The 5,441-nt window shown below is 44.3% G+C and carries 5 protein-coding genes; all 5 read left to right on the plus strand.

The window, feature by feature from the left end:
* Positions 1-236: 236 nt before the first annotated feature.
* Positions 237-746 carry a GNAT family N-acetyltransferase gene (locus KNQ07_RS15865; RefSeq protein ID WP_214767968.1) on the plus strand — a complete coding sequence of 170 codons (510 nt, stop codon included), beginning with the start codon at positions 237-239 and terminating at the stop codon, positions 744-746.
* 179 nt (positions 747-925) lie between these two features.
* Positions 926-1,963 (plus strand): M42 family metallopeptidase, encoded by a 1,038-nt coding sequence (locus KNQ07_RS15870; RefSeq protein WP_012369776.1) that lies wholly within the window; start codon positions 926-928, stop codon positions 1,961-1,963.
* Entirely contained in the window at positions 1,947-2,144 is a 198-nt protein-coding gene (locus KNQ07_RS15875) for a YqgQ family protein (protein WP_012369777.1), read from the plus strand. The genes KNQ07_RS15870 and KNQ07_RS15875 overlap by 17 nt, the downstream gene beginning before the upstream one ends.
* Positions 2,145-2,221: 77 nt before the next feature.
* Positions 2,222-3,178, plus strand: a complete 957-nt coding sequence (locus tag KNQ07_RS15880) for an ROK family glucokinase (RefSeq protein ID WP_041261510.1) — start codon at positions 2,222-2,224, stop codon at positions 3,176-3,178.
* A gap of 220 nt (positions 3,179-3,398) precedes the next feature.
* Positions 3,399-5,324, plus strand: a complete 1,926-nt coding sequence (locus KNQ07_RS15885; protein WP_012369779.1) for an LTA synthase family protein — start codon at positions 3,399-3,401, stop codon at positions 5,322-5,324.
* Positions 5,325-5,441: the final 117 nt, after the last annotated feature.

Genomic DNA, 5,441 nt, shown 5'->3' on the forward strand with positions numbered 1-5,441 from the left:
AAAAATTTAGATGTGGCCATAGAAAAAGCTCCCTTCAAAAGTAGACTGTTTTGTTATTTCAACTGTCTACTTTTGTGGGAGCATATCACAGTCAAAAAGGAATGGTCTTTTTCGTATGGAAGAATCTCGATTAAACTAGGTTTTATTTTACTAGAAAAAGGTTATGTAAAGGATAGAAGAGTTTTTCATAGCATCGTATTCACTAGCAAAAACGCATAAAGGGGAGAAAGACAGTCATGTATACATTTCGGAAGTTAACGAAAGAAGATGCAGAACAGTATTGGAGTCTTCGACTGGAAGGATTAAAAAATCATCCAGATGCGTTTGGTCATTCGTTTGATGATGAGCAGCAAACACCGATTCAAGATGTTCAAGAAGGGCTCGAAGGCGATCCGGATTCGGATGAAATATGGCTCGGAATATTTGACGGTGAAAAGTTATTCGGATTTGGTCAGGTCAAACCGTACGAATTATCACGGGAGTCGCATAAAGCGATGATCTCCGGCGTATATGTTTCACCGGATTATCGTGGCGGGACGGGCCGTGCTCTGATGGAAGCTTTGATTGAAGAAGCAAAACAACTTCCTGATGTCGAACAAGTCATTTTGGCAGTACTTTCCGGTAACGAGGCAGCGCAAAGTCTGTATGAGTCACTTGGATTTGAAGTATACGCGGAAGATCCGGATTCCGTTAAATTGGAAGATGGGACGTACCGGGATGATATTTGGATGAAGAAATACGTCTGATGGCTGGACGGATTAGAGTCTATGCGTAGACGTATGAAAAGTCGTAGAGTCAATGTACATTGACTCTACGACTTTTTTTATTAAGAAGAAAGGTGATCGAAGCGGTGAATGAGTACCCGCCCGTTCCATCTTTTGGTATCATGTAAAGGGAAAAAACATTTAAAAAAGGAGTGAAACACATGCAGGCAGTTGTTCAGACGATTCGTGATTTAGTGGAGATTCCTAGTCCGACCGGATTCACCGCTCACGCACTTACATATGTAGAAAACCGGTTCAAAGAAGAAGGTATTTCATATAAAAAATTAGAAAAAGGGGCATTGCTTGCGATGTTGCCGGGCGAGTCGGCGCGAATCCGGCTGTTAACGGCGCATGTCGATACGCTAGGAGCAATGGTAAAAGAAATCTTACCGACCGGGCGCCTCAGTCTTTCGCAGCTCGGCGGCTATGCCTGGACAGCAATTGAGGGGGAAAACTGTTTAGTTCACAAGATGGACGGACAGACGGTTTCCGGAACGATCGTCTTCCATCATTCAAGCGTCCACACGTCACGTGTGACAAATACGGAAGAGCGGAGCGCGACGAATATCGAGGTCCGTCTTGACATCCGTTCGACGACGGCAGAAGAAACGCGGGTTTCCGGAATTGAAGTAGGGGATATCGTGACGTTCGATCCGCGATTCGTCCATACGGAGACAGGATTCGTCAAATCACGTCATCTTGATGACAAAGCGTCCGTCGCTTTATTACTGGAGCTCGTCAAAAAATGGAAAACCCTGACGCTGCCACATCCTGTCCATATTCTGATTTCGAACTATGAAGAAGTTGGATTTGGAGGTAATGCCGGTTTTTCTGAAGATGTCGCCGAATATATCGCAGTCGATATGGGAGCACTCGGAGAAGGACAACATTCGGATGAGTACACGGTTTCGATTTGTGCAAAAGATGGTTCAGGTCCGTACGATCTTGCCTTACGTCACCAGTTCACACGTTTAGCGCAACAGCATTCGATTCCGTACAAAGTGGATATCTATCCGTATTACAGCTCGGATGCTTCAGCAGCGGTTCATGCCGGACATGATGTCCGACACGGTTTACTCGGTCCTGGAATTGAATCGAGTCATTCTTATGAGCGGACACATGAAACGTCACTTCAAGCGACCTACGATTTACTGGACGCATTTGTAAAGGAGCCGATGAACGATGAAAACACTTTATGACGTCCAGCAATTGCTCAAATCATACGGGACAATCGTTTATCTCGGTGACCGGGAATCGGACATTGCGATGATGATGCTGGAACTCGATGAGCTGGAGCAGGCGGGTGTACTGGAGAAAAAACAATATGATTCTGCAAAAGTGATTTTGGCATACGAGTTGCAACAATCGAGAAAATCATGAAAATATTGTGCAACCCTTTGCACAGGTGAATGAATCAGCTAAAATAAAAGGGAAGAATCTTTTATCATAAGGGAGTTATGACGATGAAGTGGTTACTGGGTGTAGATATCGGCGGAACGACGGTCAAGATGGCGATTTTAGACTTACAAGGAATTATCGTGGAAAAATGGGAAATCGAAACGGTTATCTTAAATGATGGGGAACAAATTCCGGGAGACATCGCCCATTCTTTCTTTGAAAAATGCCAGCAAAGCAATAAACGCGTTGAAGATTTTGTTGGAGCCGGAATCGGGGCACCGGGATTCATCGACTTTAACACGGGTGTCGTCGAAAAAGCGGTCAATATCGGTTGGAACAATTTCGAACTCGTCGGAGAATTCGAGCGTTTAACCGGATTACCGGCAGTGATCGAGAATGACGCGAACGCAGCAGCAATCGGTGAGATGTGGAAAGGGGCCGGAAGCGGAGCGACAGAACTGCTTGCCGTTACACTCGGAACCGGGGTCGGAGGCGGATTGATCACAAACGGTCAAATCGTTCACGGTACAGTCGGTATGGCCGGTGAAATCGGTCATATCACAATGTTGCCGGAAGGTGGTGTCATGTGTGGTTGCGGTCGTAAAGGGTGTTTGGAAACGATTGCTTCCGCAACAGGTGTCGCCCGGCTTGGTCTTGAAAAACGAAAAGGACAGGTCACTTCTTTGAACGACATCAAAGCGGTTACGGCAAAAGATGTGTTTGAAGCGTATTCGCAAGGGGATACGGTAGCGAACGAGGTCGTGGAAGAAGTAACGTTCCACCTTGGACTCGCCATTTCGAATTTAGCCAACAGCTTTAATCCTGAAATCATCGTCATTGGCGGCGGCGTTTCAAAAGCAGGCGAGGCGCTGATGGCTCCATTACAAGAGACATTTAAGCGATTTGCTTTGCCGCGGGTCTTCGGATCAACGACCTTCAAAATCGCTGAACTGGGTAATGACGCCGGTGTCATCGGCTGTGCTTGGTTGGCGAAACAAATGTTTCTGAAAAAATAATAAGTAAATGTTTTAAAAAAGATTCGATATTTTGAATCTTTTTTTTATTTACAAACGTAATAAAAGTATGTGAATGTAAAGTATCGACCGGATTCCGGTTGCATTTTTGTAAAAGTAAGCGTAAAATTTTCACGTGATACGGGTATAAATAGATTAAGACATGTAAGACGTGTAAAAGTTCAATCAAAAAGGACACACGTATATTAGGAGGCAGGTTTTTATGCAGCAAGACTCAAGCATCTGGTCGCGTATGCGGCTAAAGCTGGGTCAAGGTGTACGCAGTACGTATAAGGAGCACAAGCTCTTTTGGATTGCGACACTTCTGATTTGGTTAAAAACATATTTGGCGTATACGCTCTTTTTTAATGTGCCGGTCACCAATTCGGCCCAGGCATTCATCTTACTGATCAATCCAATCAGTTCGGCACTGTTTATGTTTGGATTCAGTTTCTTCTTCCGCGGAAACGTTCAAAAATGGTTCATCTACGGAACTCTTGTCGTTGCGACACTTGTTCTGTATGCGGATATCATTTTCTTCCGTTTCTTCAATGACTATTTGACATTACCGGTTCTGTTCCAGACATCGAACGCAGAGACAGTATCCGCTTCACTAACTTCATTATTGTCATGGGCAGATTTGCTGATTGTCGGTGACTTGTTGATTCTTCCATTCTTCCTTCGAAAAATGGATATGTCGAAAAATATTGCATCACGCGGACGTGCGATTCTCGCTTTCGTCGCAGCAACAGCCGTTTTCCTTGGGAACCTGGCACTTGCTGAAACAGAACGGCCGGAACTATTGACACGTGCGTTTGACCGCGAGCTTCTCGTTAAAAATATCGGGACGTTTAACTTCCATATGTACGATGCGCTGATCCAGTCAAAAACGTCAGCACAAAAAGCAATGGCGGACAGCTCGGAGCTCTCTGAAGTGCAAGGGTTTGTAGATTCTAAGTACGCTGAACCGAACCCGGCGATGTTTGGGAAGTATAAAGGGAAAAACGTCATCGTGATTTCATTTGAGTCAGCTCAATCGTTTGCTGTCGGCTTAAAAGCACCGAATGGGCAGGAAGTCACACCTAACCTCAATAAACTGATCAAAGACTCGCACTATTGGGATAATTTCTATCACAATACTGGACAAGGAAAAACATCGGACGCCGAGTTTATCTTGGAAAACTCGATTTATCCACTCGGTCGTGGATCCGCATTCTTTACAAATGGAGAAAATGAATTCCGCGCCACACCTGAGATGTTAAAAGAAGACGGTTATTATTCAGCTGTTTTCCATGCAAACAACAAGTCATTCTGGAACCGTGATATTGTTTACAACAGTTTCGGAGTGGACCGTTTCTTCTCGGAAACAGATTACGATTTAGGTAATCCGGAAGATTTAACAGAGTGGGGCTTACTGGACGATAAGTTCTTTGAGCAATCGTTACCGATGCTGAAAGATCTTCCGCGCCCGTTCTACTCGAAGTTCATCACGTTGACGAATCATTATCCGTTTGAAATGCCCAAACCGGAAGATGAACTCGTACCGCCGCTTGAAACGAGTTCGACGACATTAAATCATTATGTTCAAGCACTCGCTTATCAAGACATGGCGCTCGGTAAGTTCATCGAAGGATTAAAGAAAGACGGCACTTGGGATGATACGATTTTCATGGTATACGGTGATCATTACGGAATCTCGACGAATCACAATGCTGCGATGGCGGAATTGTTGAAAAAAGACGAGTTAACACCGTATGATGTTGCTCAATTACAACGTGTACCGTTCTTGATCCACTTACCTGGACAAGACAAAGGTGTCAAACACGATGAGGTCGCAAGTCAAATTGATATCAAGCCGACGTTGTTAAATCTGCTCGGTTACGATTTCAAAGATGAAGTATTGTTCGGAACGGATCTGTTCTCGAAAGAACATAAAGATTATGCGTTGTTCCGGGACGGTTCTGTCGTAACGGATAAGACAGTCTACACGCAAGAGACATGTTATGACCGTAAGACCGGTGAAGAAGTCACAGACGAGAAAGACGGCGCTATCTGTAAAGAGTCCGTCAAACAGTCTGAGAAAGAACTCGGTTTATCGGATAAAGTCATCTATGGTGATCTGTTACGTTTCCTTCAAACTTCTAAATAATTCAAAAGACGGGGACGATGTGTAATCGTTTGGGCTAACCTAAAATTTTGAGACAATATAAAACACCTTCGGAGTGGTACACTTTTAAAAAGTACTAATATCGGAGGTGTTTTTGCA

Source organism: Exiguobacterium sp. s145 (genome assembly GCF_018618835.1).
Taxonomy (GTDB): Bacteria; Bacillota; Bacilli; order Exiguobacteriales; family Exiguobacteriaceae; genus Exiguobacterium_A; species Exiguobacterium_A artemiae.